At 59.6% G+C, this 24,201-nt stretch carries 22 protein-coding genes and 1 riboswitch; of the genes, 12 read left to right on the top strand and 10 right to left on the bottom strand.

The features are described from left to right. Nucleotides 1-167 precede the first annotated feature (167 nt). Both ettA and ACPYOP_RS18345 read right to left on the bottom strand, forming a co-directional pair. Nucleotides 168-1,817 carry an energy-dependent translational throttle protein EttA gene (gene ettA / locus ACPYOP_RS18350; RefSeq protein ID WP_481411797.1) on the bottom strand — a complete coding sequence of 550 codons (1,650 nt, stop codon included), beginning with the start codon at nt 1,815-1,817 and terminating at the stop codon, nt 168-170. Between the two features lie 126 nt (nt 1,818-1,943). After that, nucleotides 1,944-2,690: a ribonuclease T2 family protein gene (locus tag ACPYOP_RS18345; protein ID WP_481411796.1), complete on the bottom strand. Its 747-nt coding sequence runs from the start codon at nt 2,688-2,690 to the stop codon at nt 1,944-1,946. Between the two features lie 165 nt (nt 2,691-2,855). Here ACPYOP_RS18345 and ACPYOP_RS18340 point away from each other — a divergent pair, with 165 nt between their 5' ends. From ACPYOP_RS18340 to ACPYOP_RS18325, 4 genes are read left to right on the top strand one after another with little or no spacing between them, the layout of a single operon-like run. Beyond that, nucleotides 2,856-3,788, top strand: a complete 933-nt coding sequence (locus ACPYOP_RS18340) for an alpha/beta hydrolase (protein ID WP_481411795.1) — start codon at nt 2,856-2,858, stop codon at nt 3,786-3,788. 19 nt (nt 3,789-3,807) lie between these two features. Then, nucleotides 3,808-4,767, top strand: coding sequence for a DMT family transporter (locus tag ACPYOP_RS18335; protein WP_481411794.1), 960 nt, complete (start codon nt 3,808-3,810; stop codon nt 4,765-4,767). An 18-nt stretch (nt 4,768-4,785) separates the two neighbouring features. Next, a complete protein-coding gene (gene caiB / locus ACPYOP_RS18330; RefSeq protein ID WP_481411793.1) occupies nt 4,786-5,988 on the top strand; it encodes a succinate--glutarate CoA-transferase in 1,203 nt (400 codons plus the stop codon). Beyond that, the gene (locus tag ACPYOP_RS18325; protein WP_481411792.1) at nt 5,985-7,643 is read left to right on the top strand and encodes a thiamine pyrophosphate-binding protein; all 1,659 of its coding nucleotides are present in this window, start codon (nt 5,985-5,987) and stop codon (nt 7,641-7,643) included. Before caiB ends, ACPYOP_RS18325 begins: the two co-directional genes overlap by 4 nt. A 40-nt stretch (nt 7,644-7,683) precedes the next feature. On the opposite strand, the gene ACPYOP_RS18320 is transcribed toward ACPYOP_RS18325, so the two are convergent. From ACPYOP_RS18320 to ACPYOP_RS18310, 3 genes are all read right to left on the bottom strand, one after another. Continuing rightward, nucleotides 7,684-8,028 carry a RidA family protein gene (locus tag ACPYOP_RS18320; RefSeq protein ID WP_120664431.1) on the bottom strand — a complete coding sequence of 115 codons (345 nt, stop codon included), beginning with the start codon at nt 8,026-8,028 and terminating at the stop codon, nt 7,684-7,686. Between the two features lie 86 nt (nt 8,029-8,114). Then, entirely contained in the window at nt 8,115-8,453 is a 339-nt protein-coding gene (locus ACPYOP_RS18315) for a protein tyrosine phosphatase family protein (protein WP_481411791.1), read from the bottom strand. Between the two features lie 72 nt (nt 8,454-8,525). After that, a complete protein-coding gene (locus ACPYOP_RS18310) occupies nt 8,526-9,365 on the bottom strand; it encodes a DUF4432 family protein (protein ID WP_481411790.1) in 840 nt (279 codons plus the stop codon). A 252-nt stretch (nt 9,366-9,617) separates the two neighbouring features. Between ACPYOP_RS18310 and ACPYOP_RS18305 the strand changes: the two genes are divergently transcribed. Further along, nucleotides 9,618-11,036, top strand: coding sequence for a L,D-transpeptidase (locus ACPYOP_RS18305; RefSeq protein WP_481411799.1), 1,419 nt, complete (start codon nt 9,618-9,620; stop codon nt 11,034-11,036). A 111-nt stretch (nt 11,037-11,147) separates the two neighbouring features. Here the strand turns inward: ACPYOP_RS18305 and ACPYOP_RS18300 are convergent, their stop codons facing one another. The 5 genes from ACPYOP_RS18300 to ACPYOP_RS18280 form a co-directional block, all read right to left on the bottom strand. Next, nucleotides 11,148-12,296 carry an iron-containing alcohol dehydrogenase gene (locus ACPYOP_RS18300; RefSeq protein ID WP_481411789.1) on the bottom strand — a complete coding sequence of 383 codons (1,149 nt, stop codon included), beginning with the start codon at nt 12,294-12,296 and terminating at the stop codon, nt 11,148-11,150. Beyond that, nucleotides 12,293-13,678 (bottom strand): aldehyde dehydrogenase family protein, encoded by a 1,386-nt coding sequence (locus ACPYOP_RS18295; protein WP_481411788.1) that lies wholly within the window; start codon nt 13,676-13,678, stop codon nt 12,293-12,295. Before ACPYOP_RS18295 ends, ACPYOP_RS18300 begins: the two co-directional genes overlap by 4 nt. A gap of 121 nt (nt 13,679-13,799) precedes the next feature. Continuing rightward, complete coding sequence (locus ACPYOP_RS18290) at nt 13,800-15,167, bottom strand: glutamine synthetase family protein (protein WP_481411787.1); 1,368 nt, start codon at nt 15,165-15,167, stop codon at nt 13,800-13,802. Nucleotides 15,168-15,316: 149 nt separating this feature from the next. After that, nucleotides 15,317-16,888, bottom strand: a complete 1,572-nt coding sequence (locus ACPYOP_RS18285; RefSeq protein WP_481411786.1) for an amino acid permease — start codon at nt 16,886-16,888, stop codon at nt 15,317-15,319. A gap of 125 nt (nt 16,889-17,013) precedes the next feature. Then, nucleotides 17,014-17,781: an N-formylglutamate amidohydrolase gene (locus ACPYOP_RS18280; RefSeq protein ID WP_481411785.1), complete on the bottom strand. Its 768-nt coding sequence runs from the start codon at nt 17,779-17,781 to the stop codon at nt 17,014-17,016. 182 nt (nt 17,782-17,963) lie between these two features. On the opposite strand from ACPYOP_RS18280, the gene ACPYOP_RS18275 reads away from it, so the two are divergent. The 7 genes from ACPYOP_RS18275 (at nt 17,964) to ACPYOP_RS18245 (ending at nt 24,176) form a co-directional block, all read left to right on the top strand. Continuing rightward, a complete protein-coding gene (locus tag ACPYOP_RS18275) occupies nt 17,964-18,836 on the top strand; it encodes a MurR/RpiR family transcriptional regulator (protein ID WP_481411784.1) in 873 nt (290 codons plus the stop codon). A 189-nt stretch (nt 18,837-19,025) separates the two neighbouring features. Beyond that, nucleotides 19,026-20,129, top strand: a complete 1,104-nt coding sequence (locus tag ACPYOP_RS18270) for an ABC transporter substrate-binding protein (RefSeq protein WP_481411783.1) — start codon at nt 19,026-19,028, stop codon at nt 20,127-20,129. Nucleotides 20,130-20,201: 72 nt separating this feature from the next. Further along, nucleotides 20,202-21,092, top strand: coding sequence for an ABC transporter permease (locus ACPYOP_RS18265; RefSeq protein WP_481411782.1), 891 nt, complete (start codon nt 20,202-20,204; stop codon nt 21,090-21,092). Continuing rightward, a complete protein-coding gene (locus ACPYOP_RS18260; RefSeq protein ID WP_481411781.1) occupies nt 21,089-21,877 on the top strand; it encodes an ABC transporter permease in 789 nt (262 codons plus the stop codon). Before ACPYOP_RS18265 ends, ACPYOP_RS18260 begins: the two co-directional genes overlap by 4 nt. Before the next feature lie 11 nt (nt 21,878-21,888). Next, complete coding sequence (locus ACPYOP_RS18255; protein WP_481411780.1) at nt 21,889-22,950, top strand: ABC transporter ATP-binding protein; 1,062 nt, start codon at nt 21,889-21,891, stop codon at nt 22,948-22,950. Nucleotides 22,951-23,054: 104 nt separating this feature from the next. Then, nucleotides 23,055-23,200, top strand: a riboswitch (FMN riboswitch). Nucleotides 23,201-23,288: 88 nt separating this feature from the next. Then, nucleotides 23,289-23,765 (top strand): 6,7-dimethyl-8-ribityllumazine synthase, encoded by a 477-nt coding sequence (locus tag ACPYOP_RS18250; protein ID WP_481411779.1) that lies wholly within the window; start codon nt 23,289-23,291, stop codon nt 23,763-23,765. A gap of 60 nt (nt 23,766-23,825) precedes the next feature. Continuing rightward, on the top strand, nt 23,826-24,176 hold the full coding sequence (locus ACPYOP_RS18245) for a VOC family protein (RefSeq protein WP_481411778.1): 351 nt from the start codon (nt 23,826-23,828) through the stop codon (nt 24,174-24,176). Nucleotides 24,177-24,201: the final 25 nt, after the last annotated feature.

Below are 24,201 nucleotides of genomic sequence, written 5' to 3'. Positions count from 1 at the left end.
GTACCATTGCGCCACAAGAATGCTCAAACTACTTCATAAACGCTGGCTATGAACGGGCTTAAATTCATCCCGCTCTAGTTTCCGTCGAGAATGGAATATTGGAAGCGATCGCCGGATAAACAAAAACCCCGGCGAAACCGGGGTTTTCGAAGAGCGAAACCGAGAACTTAGCGCGTCAGTCGCTTGTGCGCCTGGCTGCCCGGATTGAGGGCATCGGGGCCGAGGCGACGGATCTTGTCCTGCTCGTAATCTTCGAAATTGCCTTCGAACCATTCGACATGGCCTTCGCCTTCAAAGGCGAGGATATGCGTGGCCAGGCGGTCGAGGAACATGCGATCATGGCTAATGATGATGGCGCAGCCGGCGAAGTTTTCGAGCGCGCTTTCCAGAGCCCCCAGCGTTTCCGTATCGAGGTCGTTGGTTGGTTCGTCGAGCAGAAGCACGTTGCCGCCAGCCTTCAACATCTTGGCCAGGTGAACGCGGTTGCGCTGACCGCCAGAGAGATTACCGACCTTCTGCTGCTGGTCGCCGCCCTTGAAGTTAAAGGCGCCGCAGTAGGCGCGCGAATTCATGTCGAACTTGCCGAGCTTGATGACTTCGGCGCCGCCGGAGATTTCCTCCCATACCGTCTTGTTGCCATCAAGCGCGTCGCGGCTCTGGTCGACATAGCTGAGATGCACCGTCTCGCCGATGCGGACCGAGCCGGAATCCGGCTTTTCCTGCCCGGTGATCATCTTGAACAGGGTCGTCTTGCCGGCGCCGTTCGGGCCGATGATGCCGACGATACCGCCGGGCGGCAGCTTGATCGACAGATCGTTGACCAGCGTGCGGCCTTCGAAACCCTTGGTGATGCCCTCCATCTCAATCACCACCTGGCCGAGACGCTCGCTGACCGGAATGATGATCTGCGCATCACCAGGACGCTGATTTTCGGCAGCATCGACCAGCTGTTCATAAGCGTTAATACGCGCCTTGGACTTGGCCTGACGGGCCTTCGGGCTGGAGGCGATCCATTCCTGTTCGCGGCTGATTGCCTTCTGACGGCCAGCTTCTTCGCGGGCTTCCTGCTGCATGCGCTTGGCCTTGGCCCGCAGATAGGCAGAATAATTGCCTTCGTAGGGAATGCCGCGGCCGCGGTCGAGTTCGAGGATCCAGCCAGTAACATTGTCGAGGAAGTAGCGGTCGTGGGTGATCATCATCACGGCACCCGGATAATCACGCAGATGCTTTTCCAGCCAGGCAATAGTCTCAGCGTCGAGATGGTTGGTCGGTTCGTCGAGCAGCAGCAGGTCTGGCTGCGAGAGAAGCAGGCGGCACAGCGCGATACGGCGGCGCTCACCACCGGAAAGGCTGGTAACTTCGGCATCGCGCGGCGGGCAGCACAATGCTTCCATCGCCATCTCGACCTGGCTTTCCAGATCCCAGAGATTCTGGCTGTCGATGATGTCCTGGAGTTTGGCGCCCTCGTCCGCCGTCTCGTCGGAATAGTTCATCATCAATTCGTTGTAGCGATTGAGGATTTCGGTTTTCTTGGCAACGCCTTCCATGACGTTTTCGAAAACCGTCTTGTTGGGATCGAGCTGAGGCTCCTGCGCCAGGTAGCCGATGGTCGCGCCTTCGGCCAGCCAGGCCTCGCCGGTATATTCCTTGTCGAGACCGGCCATGATGCGCAGCACCGTCGACTTACCCGCACCGTTCGGTCCGAGAATACCGATCTTGGCGTCCGGATAGAAGGAGAGATGAATATTCTCGAGGATCTTCTTGGCGCCATAGGCCTTATTCAGACCGGCCATATGATAAATGAACTGACGTGCCATAGCTTGGGTTACTCCACGGGCGGATAACATTGCGAATTGTGCCGCTATGTAGGCGAAACCCCGCCCTCGGGCAACGGCGAAACCTTGTCCGAGGGCATTTATCCGCGTCACAAAGACCGGAAAAGCTTAGAAACCGGCGGCATCCACCACGCCACGGTCGCAGCCGAAGGCAGTGCTGCCGGCACTTTGGATCAGTTTGGCGAGCCGCGGCTCGTTACCCTGCTGGGGCTCGATCGCATCCTCCGAGAGGCCGATGGTCAGCTCCGAAATCATCCTGACATCGCCGACGCGGCGGCAGCTCATCTTTATGCGCGCATTGGCACCCTCGCCGAAGCTCTGATCGAAGGCGGCCTTGATGCTTTCGGCGTCGAGTTCCTTGCCGATATTCTCCGCGAAGAGATCGCGCACGGACGACGCATTGAGCTCGGCGATCAGGCCGGCGGCGATGGAAAAATATTTTTCGGCGCTGAGCTTCGTGCAGGTGCCATGCTTGATCCACTCATGCCGCTCGAGGCCGGATTGCGTGCCCGGCATCACCTTGTCCAGCTTCGCCTTGACATCCTGCGACAGCTCCACCGCCGGCAGATCCTTCCAGTCGCGGCCGCGATCCGCCTGCTTCAAATCCTCAGAAACATCGCAATATTCCTGCCGCATAGGCCACAGGCCATGCAGCGAGAAGTTCGTGGCATCATGATTGTTCGACGATTGGTTCCGGCATTCGGCCTTTTTCTGGTTCGTCGCGCAAAATGCCGGCTCCCAGCTTGCCGCCAGGATAAAACGCGTCCGCCCACGACTATGCTCCTGCGCCATGGCGCTGGCGGCCGTTCCGACCGAAAGAAATACAACTGCAAATACCCGAAGCAACTGCCTCATTCCTGCCTCCAATTAGAACATTATAGGAACAAATAAGCAGTTTGATCGGGCGGACGCAATCCTGAATCGTAGCGCTCGGAAAGATTTATTTCTGTGCGCTTCGACACCTATCCATTGCAATCGAGCGGATGATAACCTTTCGTCCAAACAGGGAGGACCGAATGCATGTTCGCGGAGACGCAGCGCCTGAATAGCCCGACCGGCGCGAAGATTGCCTATCATCACCTGCCGGCAACGGCGGAAGCGCGCGGCATCCTGCTGATATCGCATGGCCTTGCCGAACACTCCCGCCGCTACGAAGCCTTTGCGGATGCGATGGCCGCCCAAGGCTTCCATGTTTACGCCCACGATCATCGCGGCCACGGCGAGACCGTTGCCCACGATGCGCCCATCGGCCGCTTCGCGCGAAAAGGTGGAGTGGACCATGTCATCGCCGATGTGCTCGCCATGCGCGAGCTTGCCGCAAGCGCTCATCCCGGCCTGCCTATCATCCTGTTCGGCCATTCCATGGGTGGATTGATCAGCCTCAACACGGTCGTGACGCATCCGGACAAGTTTGACGCCGTCACCGTGTGGAACTCCAATTTCAATGCGGGCCTCGCCGGCCGCGCCGCCCAGCTCATCCTCAAGACGGAGCGCATGTTCAAGGGATCGGATGTTCCAAGCGGACCCTTGCCGAAGTTGACCTTCGGCACCTGGGGCCGGTCGATCGCAAATCGCCGTACCGACTTCGACTGGCTTTCGCGTATCCCTGAGCAGGTGGACAAATACATCGCCGATCCCCTCTGCGGTTTCGATGCCTCAGTCTCGCTCTGGCTCGACATATTCGAGCTTACCTTCCGCGCGCCGCAAAAGACCTATCTCGACCGGCTTCGGCGCGATATGCCCATCCATCTCGTCGGGGGCGGCAAGGATCCGGCAACCGATAATGCGAAAGCCATCTCCTGGCTGGCAAACCATTTGAAAAATGCCGGCTTCTCTCATATTACAACCGAGATCCATCCCGACATGCGGCACGAGACGCTCAACGAAATCGGTGCCGACGAAGCCATTTCCCGCTTTGCCGACTGGTGTGAAGAGGCGACGGCAAATAACTGATTTTCATGGGAATTCTGCAATGAACACCTCCGGCGGCTCCTCGATCCGATTGCCGCAATCGGAGCTGAGCTTCGGCTTGATGATGATGTTTCTTTCCGTCGTCCTCGCGCCGATCATCGACATCTTTTCCAAGCTCGCCGCAACCACCATTCCGCCGGCGGAAGTCACCGCCGCCCGCTTTATCCTCCAGTCGCTCTTTGCGCTGCCGACGATGGCGATACGCGGGCAATGGGGCGTGTGGACATGGCGGCGCAGCGGCGTCCATGCCGTCCGCGCCGCCGTGCTGACGCTGTCCATGGTGTCGTTCGTAACAACCCTGCAGGTGATGGAAGTTGCCGATGCCATTGCCATCTTTTTCGTCGAGCCGATGATGCTGACCATTTTGAGCAGCATCTTCCTCAAGGAAACCATCGGCTGGCGGCGCTACACCGCCTGCGCCGTCGGCTTTTTCGGCGCGATGCTGATCATCCAGCCGAGCTTTCAGGAAGTCGGCTTCATCGCCCTGCTGCCCGTCGTCACCGCGCTCTGCATCGCCGTCTACGTGATGATCACGCGCGTCGTCTCCCATAGCGAGGACGCCTGGTCGATGCAGTTCCAGACCGGCCTATGGGGCATCGGCTTCAGCCTGATCCTGCTTGCCATCGGCCGCGCGACGGGATCCGCAATCCTCGACCCGGTCATGCCGGATCTGACTGCCATGCTCTACCTGCTCGGTGTCGGCGCCACCGCGGCGGCCTCCGGCATCTTCACGGTGCATGCCTATCGTGCCGCACCGGCCTCGACGCTCGCGCCGCTGCAATATTTCGAGATCGTTTCCGCCACGATCTTCGGCTGGCTCGTCTTCAACAATTTCCCGGATGCGATCAAATGGCTCGGTATCCTCATCATCATCGGCTCCGGCCTGTACATTCTCTGGCGCGAGCGGCGCTTTGCTTCCAAGCCTGTATCCGATACATCTGAAACAGCATTCACGCCCTAAGCGGGAGAGCGGATCGATATGACAGACAAGAAGACCAAGAAACCTCCGCTGTCCGGTATTCGCGTCATCGAGCTTGCCCGCGTGCTCGCGGGCCCGTGGGCCGGGCAGATGCTGGCCGATCTCGGCGCCGATGTCATCAAGGTGGAAAACCCCGACGGCGGCGACGACACCCGCCAATGGGGACCTCCCTTCGTCGAAGGCAAGGATGGCGAAAACCTCTCGGCCGCCTATTACCATTCGGCCAATCGCGGCAAGCGCTCCGTCACCGCCGACCTCAAGACCGAGGAAGGACAGGAATTGGTGCGCCGGCTGGTGAAGACCGCCGATGTGGTGATCGAGAATTTCAAGCTCGGCGGCCTAGTCAAATATGGGCTGGATTATGAAAGCCTGAGAAAAATCAATCCACGCATCGTCTACTGCTCGATCACCGGCTTCGGCCAGACAGGCCCCTATGCCGGCCTGGCAGGCTATGACTATATCGTCCAGGGCATGTCCGGCTTCATGTCGACAACAGGCGAACCGGACGGGCAGCCGATGAAGGCAGGCGTCGCGATCGCCGATATCTTCACCGGTATCTATGCCGTCTCCGCGATCGAGGCCGCTCTGATCCATGCCTTGAAGACGGGCGAAGGGCAGCTGATCGACATGGCGCTGCTCGATGTGCAATCCGCCGTGCTTGCCAATCAGAACATGAACTATCTGATCTCGGGCAAACCGCCCGTGCGGCTCGGCAACGCCCATCCGAATATCTCGCCCTATGAAGTCGTGCCCACCGCCGACGGCTATCTCATCCTTGCCGTCGGCAATGACGGGCAATTCCGGCGCCTCTGCGCCATTCTCGGCATGGAGACCCACGCCGACGACGAGCGCTATGCGACCAACAAGGCCCGCGTCGCCCATCGCAACGAGGTGCGGGCTTTCGTCTCGGCGGAAACGCTGAAGTGGAACAAGGCGGAACTGCTCAGGGCCTGCGAAGCCAATGCCGTTCCGGCCGGCGCCATCAACACGATCGAGGATATGTTCGCCGACCCGCAGATCGTGGCGCGTGGCCTCAAGATCGATCTCGAGGACAGCGCCGGCACTATCATTCCGAGCGTGCGCACGCCGATCGTGCTGTCGGAAACGCCGTTGACCTATACGCGGCCGAGCCCGCGTCTCGGCGAGCATCAGGAGGACGTTCTGGCCGAATTGGCGGAACTGGAGGGAAAGGCAAGCACATGAGGCGAACGGGCGGGCAACTCATCGTCGAGGCTTTGAAGGCCAATGGCGTGCAGCGCATTTCCTGCGTGCCGGGCGAGAGTTTTCTCGCCGTGCTCGATGCACTGTATGACAGCGATATCAAGGTGCTCGTCTGCCGCCAGGAAGGCGGTGCTGCGATGATGGCGGATGCCTGGGGACGGCTGACGGGTGAGCCGGGCGTCTGCATGGTTACGCGCGGCCCCGGCGCCACCAATGCATCCGCCGGGCTTCATATCGCGCGGCAGGATTCGATCCCGATGATCCTGTTCATCGGCCAGGTCCAGCGCGATGCCCGCGAACGCGAGGCCTTTCAGGAAGTGGAATTCCGCCGGGCCTTCACGGAATTCGCCAAATGGGTCGGCGAGATCGATGATGCCGCCCGCATTCCGGAATTCGTCACCCGCGCCTTCGCCGTGGCAACATCCGGGCGCCCCGGTCCCGTCGTGCTGACTCTGCCTGAAGACATGCTGCGCGATGAGGTCGAGGCGCCGGAAGCGCTGCCCTATGCACCGGTCGCCGCCCATCCGAGCCGCGGCCAGCTTGTCGACCTCAGTCAACGCCTGGCCGCCGCGGAACGGCCGATGGTCATCCTCGGCGGCACGCGCTGGAATGAGGAGGCAGTTGCCGACGTCAGGCAATTCGCAGAGCGTTTCAAGCTGCCGGTGGGCTGCTCCTTCCGCCGGCAGATGCTGTTCGACCATCTGCACCCGAATTATGCCGGCGATGTCGGCATCGGCATCAACCCCGTGCTGGCAAAGGAAATCAAGGAAGCGGATCTGCTGATCCTTCTCGGCGGCCGTCTTTCCGAAATGCCGTCCTCCGGCTACACGCTGGTCGATATCCCCTACCCGAGCCAGCAGCTCGTCCATATCCATCCCGATCCGTCCGAACTCGGCCGCGTCTATCGGCCAGACTTGGCCATCTGCGCTAGCCCAGCGGATTTTGTTACTGCAGTGGCGGATCTCGATACCCCCATCGAGACACGCTGGGCCGAACGGACGGAGCGCATGCATACCGCCTACCTCTCCTGGTCGACGACACCCGAAAAGAGCCCTGGCGCGGTTCATATGGGCCGCATCATGGATTGGATCGAAACCAACACGGCTGATGATGCGATCTTCACCAATGGTGCCGGCAATTATGCCACCTGGCTGCACCGCTTCCATCGCTTCCGCCGCTTCAACACGCAAGCCGCTCCGACATCTGGCTCGATGGGCTATGGCCTGCCGGCGGCGGTGGCGGCAAAACAGCTCTTTCCCGAGCGCGAGGTGATCTGCTTTGCCGGTGACGGCTGCTTCATGATGCATGGCCAGGAGTTTGCGACCGCAGTCCAATACAGCCTGCCTCTGATCGCCTTGGTCATCAACAATGGCATGTATGGCACCATCCGCATGCACCAGGAGCGCGAATATCCCGGCCGCGTCAGCGCCACGGCCCTCGACAATCCGGATTTCGCGGCGCTTGCCCGCGCCTATGGCGGCCATGGTGAAACGGTGAAGGCGACGGAAGAGTTTGGCCCGGCCTTCGAGCGGGCCAGGGCGAGCGGCAAACCGGCCATCATCGAGATTATGCTCGATCCAGAAGCAATCACGCCCTCCCGCACCCTGACGGAAATCGCCCAAACAAAAAGCCGGTGAGCACGAGCCCACCGGCCTTTCAAAAGTACATTGAGCCGACTTAGTCGAGCGCTGCGGTCACGATGAATTCGACCTTGTACTTCGGCGCTGCGAGCTTGGCTTCGCTGGTCGCACGGGCCGGCGTGTGCGCCGGATCGACCCAGGCTTCCCAGGCAGCGTTCATTTCGGCAAAGTAGGAGATGTCGGAGAGATAGATGAGCGTCTGCAGGATCTTCGACTTGTTGGTGCCGGCGGCACCCAGCAGACGGTCGACTTCAGCCAGCGCCGACTTGCACTGATCCGTGACGCTTTCGCCTTCGCCAACCTGGCCGGCAAGATAGACGGTGTTGCCGTGGATGACAGCGCCGCTCATGCGGGCGCCAACGTCGATACGCTTGATGCTCATGGTCTTCTCCTGATGTTGTTCTTCGACAGGTAAACAGGGCACAGCCCGCGGCCCGCCCTCAATCAAAAGGCCGGGTAAGGACCCGTTCAGCCGCGAACGTGATGCGTCTTCTGATAGATCGCGGTCGAGCGTGCGCCGGAGCGGCAATAGCCGAGCATCGGGCGCGGGAACTCGTCCAGCGCATCGACCATGCCCTGCACAGCCTCTTCCGTGACGCCCATGGGGCCGACGGGCACCTGGGTGATCTCCAGGCCGAGTTCCTTGGCGCGGGCCTCGATAACGCCAAACGGCGTCTGATCCGGGCTCTCATTGTCCGGGCGATGGCAGACAATGGACTTGAAACCCATGGCCTTGATCTGGTCGAGATCCTCTACGGTGATCTGGCCGGACACCGAGTATTCATCGTCGATCGGGCGGATATCCATGGTTCATGTCCTCTCTAAAGCCGTGGCCTTGATCTACGCCGCGACAGGGCGAGCGTCAACCGCGAGACACTCTCAAACGAAGGCAAAGTTGAGCATGAAATTGCGGACTTCGCCGGGCTGGAGAATATTGAATTCGCCCGCCTCCTCAAGCTCCGCGCGCGAGACCCAGCGGTGCGACACCGGCTCGATGCCGAGCACATGCGCGGGCGCGCGCTGGTTGCGCCAGACCTGCAGGAACGGCAGCGTATCGGTACCGAAGCGCACCCTCAAAGTCTTGCCGCCGATGGCCGCGATGGGGCCGAGGCTGATCTCAGCCCAATCCTCGCCCTTGTCCTGCGCCGGCACGCAGAAGATATCACCGCCCTCTTCGCCGAACGTCCATGGAAAGCCGCCATTCTCCAGCATCTGCCCGGCGAGGCGCGTGCCGCTGTCGAACCACTTCCCGCCGAGATTCATGTGGTACATCAGAAAGACCGGCATCGCCTCGACGCTGGTATTGACGATGCGGTCGGCGAGTGAAACCTCGCCGGCTGCACCATCGATCCGCCAATGGCGTTCCAGCCTCGCCGTACGGCGTTCAGCGGTGATGACGTCGATGTCGGCGCGGCATTCCGCATTGCCATCTTCGAACTTGGTCCAGAGAATTTTGGCCGGATGAGAGGAAAAGGATCCATGAAGCGGATAGCGCCTGCCCTCAAAAGCTCCCGTCATCGGCTGCGGATGACGGATATGGTCCGGCCCGCAGGTAAAGAGGAAGCCCTCCAGCGAATGGTCGATCCGCGGATCGCCGTCGTCGGGAATGGCGCGTCCAGGTGCGAGATTGTTGCCATCGACGATGCAGGCGCCGATATCCAGCACGGAGCTCTCATCCAGCGTCAGTTTCGGCCCCTTGGCCGCTGAAAAATCCATCATCCCTAGCATCCTCCATGACTTGCGCTGCCGGCGAGCGTTGTCCCGCGATGGAGCGCGGCTGAAATAAACGGTGATTTGGCTTACCGAATGTTAACTTGAAGTCTTGATCACGGATTTTTTTATATTTTATTCAGCATGATAATTTAAATTTCCATACTGGCGTCAAAATTGCCATGTGTGTGTCAGCCGAACGACTACCCCGAGGATTCGACAGACGTGAACCGGTTCGTAAAATTGAGTTTTGCTCTGGCAATGACTGCCACTGTGTCCATGCTTGCGCTCACCGATGCGCAGGCACAATATTATCGCAGCGGAAACGGCAACACGGTTCTCGTCACCCCCGACGGCAGGATCCTCGATCAATACCCTTACGGCGGTGGATATTCCATGGCGCGCGACGGACGCGGCCGACGGGTTCTGATCGATGCTTACGGCAATGTCGTCGCCACGGAGATGAAGGCAAGTACCTATTATCCTCGCGCGCCCACTCGCCAAGCTTACAACGATAACGGGTACGACAACGGCGGCCGCTATGGCGACACGCAGCTCTCCAACAATGGCGGTTACCAGGATTATCGCCGCTATCGCACCGACAGCTACGGTAACTACGACGGCGACGATCAGCAGGATCGTGGCGTCGTGACCGGCGGTATTCCGCGCGACGGCGATATTCAGCGTCAGCCGCTCGACAGTCAGCCCCTGCCGGGCAAGAACCAAGGCCAGGCGAACCCGAGCGGCAACGATTATGCATCGATAGACCCGCAGCAGGGCGCACCGGATATCGTCAACAGGCCGCCGGCCGAGCCCGTCATCACGCTCAAGGGCAAGTCGAAGATGGAGATTACCGCGCTTGAGGTCTTCCTCTCGCGGCAGGGCATTTCGCCCGGCGCTATCGACGGCCGCATGGGCGCCAACGTTACCAAGGCGATCTATGCCTATCAGCAGATGACTGGCCAGACGCTGGATCCGAACAATACCGATGCAATCCTCGAGCAGCTGCGCATGTCCGGCGGCATGCCGATCATCAACTACACGATCACAGCCGCCGATGCGGCCGGCCCCTATGTTGCATCGATCCCCGAAGACTATGCCGCAAAATCCCAGATGCCCTCCCTCGGCTATACGTCGACGACCGAAATGCTGGCGGAGCGCTTCCATATGGATGAAGGCTACCTGAAGGCGCTCAATCCCGGTGTCGATTTCACAGTGCCGGGCAGCACCATCAAGGTCGTCAATACTGGTCCCAGCAAGACGGGAACGGTCGCCAAGATCCTGGCGGACAAGGGCCGCAAGCAGGTTTTCGCCTATGACGCCAACGGCACCTTGGTCGCGGCTTATCCTGCCAGCATCGGGTCCGCCGACACGCCCTCGCCATCCGGCACGGTCACCGTCGAGCGCGTCGCCTTCAATCCGGGCTATACATACAATCCGAAGATCAACTTTCAGCAGGCCGGAAACGACAAGATCCTGAACATTCCCCCTGGCCCGAACGGGCCGGTCGGTACGGTCTGGATGGCCCTGTCGAAGCCGACCTACGGCATCCACGGCACACCGGATCCCTCGCGGATCGGCAAGACACAGAGCCATGGTTGCGTGCGCCTCACCAATTGGGATGCGACTGAGCTCGCCAAAATGGTCAAGCCCGGCGTCGTCGTCGAATTCGTTGATTGATTACCAGACATAGCTTCAATGAAAAAAGCCGCCGGGACATTCGGCGGCTTTTCTGTTTGTCTTACGCGCTGCTGCTTGCATCCACCGCGTAGAGAAGGTGGGAGCAGCTTATCAGAAGCAATCCCTGAATAGCGCCTTGGTATTTTCGAGCGTCATCGGCACAGGATTGCCGCCGGCACTCGGGTCTTCGATCGCCATGGCGGAAAGCTCATCGATACGGTCCGGTACGATGCCCATGGCGGACAGGCTTTCCGGCACGCCGAGTTCCGCGCGCAACTGTAGTACATAATCATAGAAGCCGTCGAAGCCGCCCGAAATTCCGAGATAGGCCGCGGCGCGCGCGATCTTGTCCTCGATGGCCTTGCGGTTGAAGCGCAGGACGGCCGGCATGACGACGGCATTGGTCATGCCATGATGCGTGTTGTAGACGGCGCCGATCGGGTGCGACAGCGCGTGGATGGCGCCGAGGCCCTTCTGGAAGGCGACGGCGCCCATGGCGGCAGCACTCATCATGTTGGCGCGCGCTTCGAGATCCGTTCCCTCGCGATAGGCGCGCGGCAGGAATTCCTTGACGAGCCGCATGCCTTCCAGCGCGATACCGGCCGACATCGGGTGATAGAAAGGTGAAGAATAGGCTTCCAGGCAATGAGCGAAGGCGTCCATGCCGGTGCCGGCGGTGATGACCTTCGGCATGCCGACAGTCAGCTCCGGATCGGCGATGACGACGCCGGGCAGGAACTTCGGATGGAAGATGATCTTCTTCACATGCGTTGCGGAATTGGTGATAACGCTTGCGCGGCCGACTTCCGAACCAGTGCCGGCGGTCGTCGGCACCGCGACGATCGGCGCAATGCCCTCGAGGCTGGCGCGGGTCCACCAGTCGCCGATATCTTCGAAATCCCAGACCGGACGCGTCTGGCCGGCCATGAAGGCGACGCACTTGCCGAGATCGAGGCCGGAGCCGCCACCGAAAGCAACGACGCCGTCATGCCCGCCATCCTTGAAGGCCTTCACGCCGGCTTCGAGGTTTTTTTCGTTCGGGTTCGGGTCGACATCGGCAAAGAGAGCCCGTCCGAGACCTGCATCCTCCAGGATATCCAGGGCCGTAGCCGTGATCGCCATCGAGGCAAGTCCCCGGTCGGTGACCAGAAGCGGCTTCTTCATGCCCAGGCTCTTGCAGGCGTCCGCCAGTTCCTTAATCCGGCCACGGCCGAGCTTGAAGGCGTTCGGATAGCTCCAATTGGCTGAGATAGTGCTCATGCTGTTACTTTCTTCAGATGATAGGATTTCGGGCGCGTCAGATTGTGGAAGCCGATGATCGACAGCGAGCCGCCGCGGCCGGTTTCCTTGACGCCAGTCCAGCACAGCGCCGGATCGAGATAATCGGCGCGGTTCATGAAGACGGTGCCGGTTTCGATTTCGCGGCCGATGCGCGAGGCACGCTCAACATCCTTCGTCCACAGTGAAGCCGTCAGGCCGTAGGGGCTGTCGTTCATCAGCTCCAGCGCTTCCGTGTCGCTCTCCACCTTCATGATGCCGACGGCCGGGCCGAAAGTCTCTTCGCGCATGAAGGCCATGGAATGATCGACATTGACGAGGATCTGCGGCGCGAGATAGGCGCCACCGTCGTCGGCGGGAAACAGCTTGGGATCGACCAGCGCCTTGGCGCCCTTGGCGACGGCATCGGCGATCTGCTCGCGCACCACCTTGGCAAAGCGCTTGTGCGCCATCGGGCCGAGCGACGTCTCCGGGTCGAGCGGGTTGCCGAGCTTGTAATTCGAGACCCAGGCGACCGACTTTTCCACGAAGCTGTCGTACAGCGATTCATGCACGTAGATGCGCTCGATGCCGCAGCAGCACTGGCCGGAATTGTAGGTCGCCGCATCCATCAGCGTATCGACGGCGGCGTCGAGGTCGGCATCCTCCATGACATAGCCCGGATCCTTGCCGCCAAGTTCGAGCCCGAGGCTGGTAAAGGTGCCGGCGGCCGCACGCTCGATCGACCGGCCGCCTTCGACGGAGCCGGTGAAATTGACGAAGTTGAAGCTGCCGGCCGCAATCAGCGCCGAAGTCGTTTCATGATCGAGGAAGACATTCTGGAAGACATCGGCCGGAACGCCCACCTCGACGAAAGCCTGCACCAGCCGCTCGCCGACCAGCAGGGTCTGGCTCGCATGCTTGAGAATGACGGTATTGCCAGCCATCAGCGCCGGCGCGACCGTATTGATCGCCGTCATGTAGGGATAGTTCCAGGGCGCGATGACGAAGACGACGCCATGCGGCTCACGTTCGATGCGGCGGGCAAAACTTGCGCTGTCCTCGACGACCAAGGGTGCCAGCGCATCGGCGGCGATCGACGCGACATAGTTGGAGCGCTCGTTGAAACCGCGATACTCGCCGCCATATTTGATCGGGCGGCCCATCTGCCACGCAAGCTCGGGTACGACCACATCGGCCATCTCATTGAGCCGGGCGGCACCCTTCAGCACGAGCTGGACGCGATCTTCCAGCGGGCGGCGAGCCCAATCCTTCTGTGCCTTGCGGGCGCGTGCCACGACGTCCTTTGCAGCATCCAACGACAGCGCCGGACGCTCGGCATAAACCTCTCCGTTCACGGGGGAGACGCATGTGATCATGGTCATGATCGAATTCCTGTTTTCTTCATCATCAATTGATTGCCGGATGTCCCGCAACCGGGAAAAACATCCTGACGCCCCGCCCGATCATAGAATGAAATCGGACATGAGGCAGATCGCAAAAGCCTTACGCTCTTTCGAATCCGCGCGCCACTTCCCAATCGGTGACGCGACGATCGTACTCTTCCTGCTCCCATTCGGCAGCGCGGGTATAGTGATCGATGACGTCGTCGCCGAAAGCGGCGCGCAGCATCTTCGATGTCGTCAGGGCCGTGGCGGCATCCCGCAAGGTGCGCGGTATCTCGCGGACTTCCCGCGCGCCATAGGCATCGCCGACGAAGGGTGCTTCAAGCTCAAGTTTATTTTCGATGCCGTCGATGCCGGCTGCGATCAGGGCCGCAAACGCCAGGTAAGGGTTGAGGTCCGAGCCGCCGACGCGGCACTCGATGCGGATCGACTTGGTATCCTCGCCGCAGAGGCGGTAACCGGCCGTGCGGTTGTCCTTGCTCCAGATCGCCTTGGTCGGCGCAAAAGTGCCGGCCATGAAGCGCTTGTAGGAATTGATATAAGGCGCCAGGAAGTAGGTAATTTCGCTGGCATGAGTGAGGAGCCCAGCGACATAGTGCTTCATCATCGGCGACATGCCGTATTTGCCGCCCTCTTCGAAGAACATCGGGCTCTTGCCGTCGACGCTCCACAGCGACTGATGGATGTGCGAGGAGCTGCCGGCAGCACTGTAGTTCCACTTTGCCAGGAAGGTGATGGCCTTGCCTTTCGACCAGGCGATCTCCTTGCAGCCGTTCTTGATGATGGCATGGCGGTCGGCCATGGTGAGTGCATCGGCGTAGCGGACATTGATTTCCTCCTGCCCAGCCGAAGCCTCGCCCTTCGAATTTTCCACCGGGATACCCGCGGCCTGCAGGCCGGTGCGGATCGCCCGCATCACCTCTTCTTCCTTGGTGGTCTGGAAGATGTGGTAATCCTCATTATAGCCGCTGGCGAGCTTCATGTTGCGATAGCCGGACTCGCGCGCGCTGTCATAGCTCTGGTCGAACAGGAAGAATTCCAGCTCCGAAGCCATGTAGGCCTTGAGGCCCATGGCTTCCAATCGCTTCACCTGCTTCTTCAGGATGGCGCGCGGAGAATGCGGCACTTCCTCATGGGTATGGTGGTCGAGCACGTCGCAAAGGACGAGCGCCGTGCCCTCCAGCCAGGGAATGCGGCGCAGCGTCGCGAGATCGGGCTTCATCGTATAGTCGCCGTAGCCCTTCTCCCAGCTTGTCGACTTGTAGCCGGAGACGGTCTCCATTTCGATGTCGGTCGCTTGCAGGTAGTTGCAGCTATGCGTTTCCTTCCAGGCGCTTTCAATGAAGAATTCCGCCTGAAAACGTTTGCCCATCAACCGGCCCTGCATGTCGACCTGGCATGCCAGAACCGTGTCGATGCGCCCTTCGGCCACATCTCGCTTGAGGTCGTCGAACGTATAGCTGCTCATAATTTGGTCCGCCTGAACAATGAATTGAAACGTCGGCCTGTCGAACAATGCTGCCGTTTGGCGGATGATCCGCGCTCCGCAGCCCTGTCGCTACCGGAAAAAAGGGCCGCAGGTCTGCGACCCCAGTGGTTGGAGAGATCTGCCCGCACTCAGTTTTCGCCGACGGCGGCTTCCGCTGCCGCGATCTCGGCCTTGCGCTTGGCAATTGCATCGCCGATCGGCGGGCCCTTGAAGCGGCGGCGCTCGAAACCGAACCAGACGATGCCGGTCAGCACGAGGAAGCTGACGGTGATGATACCGGCCCAGTCGTTCGGCGGCTGAATGCCGAGGACGAAGATGATGATCATCGCAACGATCGACAGTACGGCAAACAGCTTGAACAGCCCTTCGCCGAGATTCCACGGCCCCATCTTGTCCCACTTTGCCGTACCCCATGCGAAGAGACCGAGCGTGATCGGGATCGCGAAGGAGAAGAACAGGAAGATGACGGTGCACGAAACAACGATGGTGTAAACCGGCGTATCGCCGATCGAGACCAGCGACGAGCCCCAGACGAACAGGACGGAAAGGACGGATCCGGTCCAGATTGCGGCGACAGGCGTGCGGTATTTCGGGCTGACCCTGGAAAGCGCCTTGGAAGCCGGCAGGCCACCATCACGCGAGAATGCGAAGATCATGCGCGAAACCGAGGTCACGGTTGCAAGACCGCACAGCCACTGGCTGATGAAGATCAGCAGGTACAGGATGTCCTTGACGATAGGATTGACCCGGGCATCCATCGCCCAGAAGAACACGTTCCAGCCCTGCTTGGCGGCGTCGTCCATATTCGGCAGCATCAGCACGAACGAGCAAAGCATGATGTAGCCGAACAGCGCCGACCAGAGAACCGAAGCGACCATACCGCGCGGAACGGAATGGGCGGCCTTCACGGTCTCTTCCGAGGTGTGAGCCGAGGCGTCATAACCGGTGATCGTATAGATCGGCAGCAGGAGACCCAGCGCAAAGACCCAGAAGGTCGAAACCTGCGGCCATACCGGCGCACCCGTTGCCGAACCGTCGGCGGCGACCGTCGCCAGGCCGGAATAGTTGGTGAAGGTGAAGAGCCGGGCGAAATCATAGGAGGGTGCGGCAACCAGGCACACGACCGCGAGGGCGACGGAAGTTGCAAAGATCAGGTAGCCGGAAAAGTCCGTGAGTTTCGCGGTCAGGCCGATACCCATATGGTTGACGAGCGCCTGAAGGCCGGTGATGACCACCAGGAACAGGATGCGCACCAGCGTGGTGTCGGTCATGTTGAAATAGCCGCCGAACGCGCCGACGAAGAAATAATAGGTGCCGACATTGATGGCGCCAAGCACGGTGACGAGGCCAAGCAGGTTGAACCAGGCGGTCAGCCAGCCGGTGAAGCGGTTACCGAGGATCGAGCCCCAGTGATAAAGGCCGCCCGCCGTCGGATATGCCGAGCTGATCTGCGCCATCGCTATGGCGAAAACCAGCGATATGAAGCAGCCGACCGGCCAGCCGATGCCGATCGCGGCACCGCCGGCGCCTGATGTCGCCTGGGCAAGCGAATTGATGCCGCCCGAAAGAATGCAAATGATCGAGAAGGACACGGCGAAATTCGAGAATGAACTCATGCGCCGTTCCAGCTCCTGGGCGTAGCCCATGGAGTGCAGGATTTGAACATCCTGCTTCTTGTCTAACTCTGAATAATCAGACATGCCATTCCCCCTAAAGCCCGGTCGTCCGCGGGATTGCGGAGAACCATGTGTCACATGAGCCGCTGGCTCTTGCCATGCGGCCCGATCGCAGTTGAACTGCTCCCCGGGGTCTTTTTCTCTTATACTCAGACTTCCAGACTGCTCTGGATAAGCCCTGTCAGATAATCGGCCACGACCCCTTGGCCGACGTCATCCTGAATGAGGTCGTTGCGGACCTCGATCATTACATTATGCAGGCTGTTGGCGATCCCATGCAGCTTCAGCGTATGGGTGACGCCGTCTTCAGGCCCGTAAGGCTGATTGCGTTCGGTCCGATAGAGCGGCGCTTCAGCCGCTGCGTCCAGCATGCGATCGGCCAGCCAACGGTCCTCGTCATGCAGAATGCCGAGCTCCACCGCCCGAGGCTTGCCATTATAGACCGGTGTGAAGCTGTGGATTGTCACGATCACGGTTTCTTGTCCGCGCGCGGCCCTCTCTTTCAACAGGGTCCTGATCCTGTCATGAAACGGTATGTACAGGCCTTGCGTGCGTGCCTGCCGGTCTGCCTCGCCCAGATGCTGATTACCGGGAATCGTATAGATTTCGCTCGTTTCCGGCATGGCAGCGGCACTTTCCGGCGGCCGATTGCAGTCATAGATCAGGCGCGAGAAACGCTGAAAAACCAGCGTCGCATTCAAGCCGGCGGACATTCTTCTTGCAACCGCCAGTGCGCCCGGATCCCAGGCAATATGGCTGGAAAGTGCCTCCGCGGAAAGCCCGAGATTCCCGAACTGTTCCGGCAAAACGCGGGAAGCGTGCTCGCAGACAAGCAAAATCGCGCTGCTTCCGTCCGGCCTTTCGACCGCGACGCAATCGCCATCCGCCTTCGTCAGAATGCCTTGCTGCGCAAGCATCGGAGACGCCCCATTTGCCAATTAATGAAATCTTTATAAGAAAAGAATTCTTCAGGTTTTCGCCGCTGTCAATCGAAAACTGAAATTATTTCTTCATTTGTGACATTGACTCGAAATATGACAGCGTTGTTATATCCTTGCAGGGAAGCGGCATAAGACCGTTCCCGGGGAGCAAAAATCGAGTGAACACTGCGTCGAAGACAGTTTCTGACGTGATCAACGCGCGCTTCGAGACGTTGACGCGCGCCGAAAAGCAGCTCGCCAAGAGCCTGCTCGACAATTATCCCGTTTCGGGGCTTGGCAGCATCACGACGGTTGCCGAAAATGCGCGCGTTTCGACGCCAACGGTCGCGCGCATGGTGCAGAAACTCGGCTACAAGGGCTATCCGGACTTCCAGGCCCATCTTCATCAAGAGGTCGAGGCGACTATCTCCAACCCGCTGACGAAGCACGATCGCTGGGCATCGAACGCGCCGGGCACGCATATCCTCAACCGCTTTGCCGATGCCATCATAAGCAACCTGCGCCAGACGCTTTCGGATATCGATACAGCGACATTCGACGGCGTCGCTACGCTGCTATCCGAACGAAAGCGCGGGCTCTATTTCGTCGGCGGACGCATCACGGGCGCGCTTGCCGAATATTTCTTCACCCATATGCAGGTCATCCGCCCCAACACGACGCTGCTCTCCTCCAATTCCAGCACCTGGCCGCAATATGTCCTGAACATGAATCCGGGCGATCTGCTCGTCATCTTCGACATCAGGCGCTACGAACAGGAGATGGTCAATCTGGCCGCGGCAGCCCGCCGGCGCGGCGCTGAAATCATCGTCTTCACCGACCAGTGGGCAACACCGGCAGCAAAACATGCGCGACACACGTTTCGCGTGCAGATCGAGGCGCCCTCCGCTTGGGATTCCTCGGTCGTTACCCTCTTCATCGTCGAGGCCCTGATCGAAGCGGTTCAAAGCTCGACGTGGGACGAAACGAGCGAGCGCATGAAAACGCTCGAAGGTCTTTTTGAGCAGACAAAATTGTTTCGCAGACTGAGTTAAGAGGGAAGCGAAAGCATAAAATAACGTTTTGCGAAACGAAGTGAAATGCAGCGACTGTCATACTTGTTGATTAGAAGCAAAATCGTCTTCGTTATTAGCAAACGCAACGCTTTGAAACCGTCACACAAGCTTCATGTTACGTCATTAACAGCAACGCCAGACACTGAAAACCCAGAAGGAGGAAATGCAGTGACCTCGAAAATTCATCGTCTTCTGACCATCTCTACCGCAATGCTCGTCGCTTCGACGGCGATTGCGGCCGCGGAGCCGAGCGCCGATCTCATCGCCGCTGCCAAGAAGGAAGGCACGCTGACCACGATCGCCCTGCCCCACAACTGGTGCGGTTACGGCGATCTCATCGCTGCGTTCAAGGCAAAGTACGGCATCGAAGTCAACGAACTGAATCCGGATGCCGGTTCGGGCGATGAAGTCGAAGCAATCCGCGCCAACAAGGGCAACACCGGCCCGCAGGCTCCTGATGTCATCGACGTCGGTCTCTCCTTCGGCCCGACCGCCAAGAAGGAAGGCCTGCTGCAGCCTTACAAGGTTTCCACCTGGGATTCCATTCCGGATAGCGCCAAGGACTCTGAAGGCTACTGGTACGGCGATTACTACGGCGTTCTCTCCTTCGTCACCAACAAGGACGTCGTGAAGAACCCGCCGAAGGACTGGGCCGACCTGCAGAAGCCGGAATACGCCAACACCGTTTCGCTCGCCGGCGATCCGCGCACCTCGAACCAGGCCGTTCAGGCTGTCTACGCCGCTGGCCTTGCCGCCGGCGAAAAGGACGCCGCCAAAGTCGGCGCTGCTGGTCTCGACTACTTCGCAAAGCTGAACAAGGCTGGCAACTTCGTTCCGGTCATCGGCAAGTCCGCTTCGCTTGCTCAGGGCGCAACGCCGATCGTCGTTGCTTGGGACTATAACGGTCTCTCCTGGCGCGACAGCCTGAACGGCAACCCGCCGGTTGACGTCACCGTTCCGGCTTCGGGCGTTATCGCAGGCGTCTACGTCCAGGCGATCTCGGCTTTCGCTCCGCATCCGAACGCTGCCAAGCTCTGGATGGAGTTCCTCTATTCCGACGAAGGCCAGATCGGCTGGCTGAAGGGTTATTGCCACCCGATCCGCTTCAACGATCTGGCAAAGAACAAGAAGGTCCCGCAGGAACTTCTCGACAAGCTGCCGCCGGCTGCCGCTTATGAAAAGGCTATCTTCCCGACGCTCGATGAACAGGCTGCTGGCAAGACCGCCATCACCACCAAGTGGGACTCTGTCGTCGGTTCGAACGTACAGTAATCACAGCTGACCTAACCTCCCCGCTTCGGTGGGGAGGTTTTCCGTTTTTTGACGCCGCGGATTGGGCCAATCATGAGCACCGTGACAACATCAACGATCAGCACCACTCCCCTGATCACCAAACGTGTGGTTGTCGACTGGCTGGGCATAGCGCCTTTCCTGATCTTCGCGCTGCTGTTTCTGATTCTGCCGACGATCTATCTCGTCGCCGGCGCTTTTCTGACGCCGGATGGAAGCTTTACGCTCAAGAATATCGCCGACCTGTTCACGCCGACGATCATGAGCGCCTATTGGATCAGTATCAAAATCTCGGTCGCTTCGGCGCTCGGTGGTTCGATCATAGGTTTTTACCTTGCCTGGGCACTCGTGCTTGGCGGTCTTCCTCCCTGGATCCGCCACGCCTTCCTGACCTTCTCGGGCGTGGCATCCAATTTCGCCGGCGTGCCGCTGGCCTTCTCGTTCATCGCGACGCTAGGCCGCCAGGGCCTGGTCACCATATTGCTCGCTCATTTCGGTTTGAACCTTTATTCGACCGGCTTCAATCTTTTGAGCTTCCTCGGCCTTACCATCACTTATATGTACTTCCAGATTCCCTTGATGGTACTGATCATTACGCCGGCACTCGACGGCATGAAGAAGGAATGGCGCGAAGCTGCCGCCATTCTCGGTGCAACCAACAGGCAATATTGGTTGATGGTCGCCTTGCCGATCTTGTGGCCCAGCCTGCTTGGCACGACGCTGCTGCTCTTCGCCAATTCTTTCGGCGCCATCGCGACCGCAATTGCGCTCACCGGCAGCTCACTGAATATCGTTCCGATCGTGCTCTATGCGCAGATCCGCGGCGACGTGCTGCATAACGCCAATCTCGGCTATGCGCTGGCGCTCGGCATGATCGTTATCACCGGTATATCGAACGTCATCTATATCTTGATGCGCATACGCGCTGAACGGTGGCAGAAATGAAGTTGCAAAAACTCTTTGCCTGGATCGCGGTTGCCATCGGCCTCATCTATTTCCTCGTGCCTCTCATCGGTACATTGGAATTTTCGTTGCGCATGCGGCGCGGCGCCTACAGCTTCGATGCCTATGCTTCGGTCTTTTCGGACTTCAGCTTCCTGACCGCCTTCGGCTTCTCGATGTTGATGGCACTTCTGACCATCATCTTCGGCATGCTTCTCGTCGTGCCAACCGCATATTGGGTGCGACTGCGACTGCCGCAACTTCGCCCATTGGTTGAATTCATCACACTGATGCCGCTGGTCATTCCCGCAATCGTCATCGTTTTTGGTTATCTCCGCCTCTATAATTCGTCGTCGATCCTGCCGCTGACCGGCTATAATTCCACGACGAACATTCTGCTTGTCTGTTCCTACATTGTTTTGTCGCTGCCCTATATGTATCGTTCGGTCGATACGGCGATGCGTACCATCGATATCGGCACGCTGACGGAAGCAGCCGAAAGCCTTGGTGCAAAATGGACAACCATCATGTTCAAATGCATCTTTCCAAATGTCATGAGCGGGGTGCTTTCCGGAGCGTTCATCACACTCGCGATCGTCATGGGTGAATTCACCATGGCGTCGTTGCTCAACCGTCCGGCGTTCGGGCCATATATGCAGCTTGTCGGCGCCAACAAGGCCTATGAGCCGTCAGCGTTGGCGATCATCGCGCTCGCTGTGACTTGGCTCAGCATGGCCCTCCTGCAGCTGGTCTCCCGTTTCTCAAAATCCGCTCCGATTAAGGCGTAAGGCTTCTCACCATGGCTTTTCTCGAACTCACCCACATCAAGAAGTCCTTCGGCGATATTCAAGTCGTCCATGATTTCAATATGCAAATCGAGAAGGGAGAATTCGTCTCCTTCCTCGGACCGTCGGGCTGCGGCAAGACCACCGTGCTGCGCATGATCGCCGGCTTCGAGACCCCGACCGCCGGCAGCTTGACGATCAACGGCAAGGATCAGCGGTCGCTGAAGCCGAACCAGCGCAACATCGGCATGGTGTTCCAGGCCTACGCACTGTTCCCGAACATGACTGTGCACGACAATGTTGCCTTCGGCCTCAAGGTTGCCGGCATGGCGAAGCCCGACATCGACAAGCGCGTCAAGGAGATGCTTGCTCTCATCAAGCTCGATCATCTCGCCAGCCGCTATCCCTACCAGCTGTCCGGTGGCCAGCAGCAGCGCGTGGCGCTTGCCCGCGCCATCGCCGTCAAACCTCAGGTTCTTCTGCTCGATGAGCCGCTTTCGGCACTGGATGCGAAGATCCGCGTGTCGCTGCGCGAGGAAATCCGCGCCATCCAGCAGCAGCTCGGTATCACCACTGTCTTCGTCACGCACGACCAGGAAGAGGCCCTGTCGATCTCCGATCGCATCGTCGTCATGAATGCTGGCCGCGCCGACCAGATCGGCACGCCGTTCGAAATCTACAACACCCCGGCCACCCGCTTCGTCGCCTCCTTCGTCGGCACGCTGAACCTGATCGAAGGCAAGGTCGTCGATCCGGTCAGCAACCGCATCATGATAGGCGACCAGGATGTCACGCTTAAGCAATCGGTCACCGCCTATAAACCTGGTGACACTGTATCGCTAGCCCTGCGTCCGGAGGCCGGCTCGCTGGCCGAATCGGCCAAAGGCGATACCGCTCTGACGGGCGAAGTCTCCTCTGCACACTTCCTGGGTTCGGTCATCCGCACCCGCATGAATGTCGCCGGCAACACCATTTCCTTCGACATGTTCAACAGCCCGGGCATGATGCCTCCAAGCGTCGGCGAGAAGGTGACGCTGCGCTTCGCCTCCTCCGATCTGCTTGTCATTCAGGATTGAGCACGCCGCTGCACCGCAGGAAAATTTGAAAAATTATTCGCAAACGCCGGGTCAAAAGCCCGGTGTTTTTCTTTGATTTCCACAAGCGAAAGCATCTATAGTCCACGCGTTCTCAGGGCGGGGTGCAATTCCCCACCGGCGGTATGGGGAGTTTCCTCGAGCCCGCGAGCGCCTTCCGGTTTTCGGAAGGGTCAGCAGATCCGGTGAGATGCCGGAGCCGACGGTATAGTCCGGATGGAAGAGAGCAAGCAGGGTCGCACCTCCTCCGCGCGGGGAGCGTCGCGTTCATGCGTGTTCGCCCAAGGGATATTTGACAACAACCCTTGAAAGGCAAATTCATGACCATTTCGATTTCTACCCAGCCGAGCCGCGTTGCGATCATTCGGGCCCGCTGGCATGCCGACATTGTCGATCGTTCGGTCGACTCCTTCGTTGCCGAATGGCAGACGACGGAAGGCGCACCGCCGATCGATATCTTCGACGTCCCTGGCGCGCTTGAAATTCCGCTCCACGCGCAGACGCTCGCCCGCAATGGCCGTTATTCCGCAATCGTTGCCACCGCTTTCGTTGTCGACGGCGGTATCTATCGCCATGAATTCGTCGCCAACACGGTTCTTGATGCCATGATGCGCGTTCAGCTCGACACCGGCGTGCCGATCCTCTCGGCAGTCCTGACACCGCATCACTTCCAGGAGTCGGAAGCGCATATTCAGTTCTTCAAGGAACATTTCATCATCAAGGGCCGTGAAGTAGCGAGCGCCTGCCGCCATATTCTTGGTGAACGCGCCAAGCTGCTTCCCGCAGTCACGGTCTGAGCCAGCATTGGTGGAGGCGCGGTGAAAGCCCGCCTCCATGTCCACGAGGGAGAAACGTCAGTGACCGTCCTACGCATCGTCCCAAACCTGCCCGCCGCCGATCCAGACACCGCCCGCCTTTTCTACCATGACCTGCTCGGTCTCGACGTCGTCATGGATCACGGCTGGATCGTCACCTTCGCCTCCGAAGCGGCAACGGTGCCGCAGATCAGCGTCGCCAGCGAAGGCGGCTCCGGCACGATCGTCCCCGATCTCTCGATCGAGGTCGACGATGTCGATGCGCTTTATCAGCGCGCCACATCTCTTGGCTTCGGCATATTGTATGACCTGACGGACGAGCCTTGGGGCGTTCGCCGCTTCTATGTCCGCGACCCCTTCGGCAAGGTGGTCAATATTCTCTCTCACCGGTGAGGCGGGCGTGGGCGAACGCTTTGGC

This window comes from Rhizobium sp. KNZ2-6A (assembly GCF_056755475.1).
Note: the sequence above shows the minus strand (reverse complement) of the source record. Positions and strands in the feature narration are given on the sequence as shown.